Origin of the sequence: Pseudomonas sp. NPDC087804, assembly GCF_044742965.1 — a bacterium.
GTDB lineage: Bacteria > Pseudomonadota > Gammaproteobacteria > Pseudomonadales > Pseudomonadaceae > Aquipseudomonas > Aquipseudomonas rustica.
In genome coordinates this window covers 1-1,351 of sequence record NZ_JBIUVN010000071.1, presented here as the reverse complement: position 1 = coordinate 1,351, position 1,351 = coordinate 1, and the positions used below count along the sequence as shown (strand labels likewise).

2 protein-coding genes are annotated in these 1,351 nt (G+C 56.9%); both read left to right on the top strand.

Features of this window, described 5'->3' with window-relative positions; translation table 11 throughout:
- The coding region (locus ACIOMO_RS27960; RefSeq protein WP_401244709.1) for a F0F1 ATP synthase subunit gamma at window positions 1–111 on the top strand (111 nt) is incomplete at its 5' end.
- 27 nt (window positions 112–138) lie between these two features.
- Window positions 139–1,351 (top strand): F0F1 ATP synthase subunit beta (gene atpD, locus ACIOMO_RS27955; RefSeq protein WP_401244707.1); only part of this gene is annotated, 1,213 nt, incomplete at its 3' end.

Here is a 1,351-nt window from a genome sequence, read left to right as displayed (position 1 = left end):
GACAACGCCGGTGATTTGATCAGCGATTTGCAGCTGATCTACAACAAGGCGCGTCAGGCTGCGATCACCCAAGAGATCTCGGAAATCGTCGGCGGCGCTGCCGCGGTTTAACGGTTCAAATATTCAGAGGATCCAGCTATGAGTAGCGGACGTATCGTTCAAATCATCGGCGCCGTTATCGACGTGGAATTTCCACGCGACAGCGTACCGAGCATCTACAACGCTTTGAAAGTCAAAAGCGATGCCGGCACCACTCTGGAAGTTCAGCAGCAGCTGGGCGACGGCGTGGTTCGTACCATTGCGATGGGTTCCACCGAGGGCTTGAAGCGCGGTCTGGAAGTTACCGATTCTGGCGCAGCCATCTCCGTACCGGTCGGTAAAGCGACCCTGGGCCGGATCATGGACGTCCTCGGTAACCCGATCGACGAAGCTGGCCCGATCGACACCGAAGAGCGTTGGGGCATTCACCGTCCAGCGCCTTCGTTCGCTGAACAGGCAGGCGGCAACGACCTGCTGGAAACCGGCATCAAGGTTATCGACCTGGTTTGCCCGTTTGCCAAAGGCGGTAAAGTCGGTCTGTTCGGTGGTGCCGGTGTAGGCAAAACCGTAAACATGATGGAACTGATCCGTAACATCGCCATCGAGCACAGCGGTTATTCCGTGTTCGCCGGTGTGGGTGAGCGTACTCGTGAGGGTAACGACTTCTACCACGAGATGAAGGACTCCAACGTTCTGGACAAAGTGGCACTGGTTTACGGTCAGATGAACGAGCCGCCGGGTAACCGTCTGCGCGTAGCACTGACCGGCCTGACCATGGCCGAGAAGTTCCGTGACGAAGGTAACGACGTTCTGCTGTTCGTCGACAACATCTATCGTTACACCCTGGCCGGTACTGAAGTATCCGCACTGCTGGGCCGTATGCCTTCGGCAGTAGGTTACCAGCCGACCCTGGCTGAAGAGATGGGCGTTCTGCAAGAACGTATCACTTCGACCAAGGAAGGTTCGATCACTTCGATCCAAGCGGTATACGTACCTGCGGATGACTTGACCGACCCGTCGCCAGCGACCACCTTCGCCCACTTGGACGCCACTGTCGTTCTGTCCCGTGACATCGCTTCCCTGGGTATCTACCCAGCGGTAGATCCACTGGATTCGACTTCGCGCCAGCTGGATCCGAACGTAATCGGCCAGGACCACTACGACACCGCTCGCGGCGTTCAGTACGTTCTGCAACGTTACAAAGAGCTGAAGGACATCATCGCGATCCTGGGTATGGACGAGCTGTCGGAAGCCGACAAGCAGTTGGTAAACCGTGCTCGTAAGATCGTTCGATTCTTGTCGCAGCCGTTCT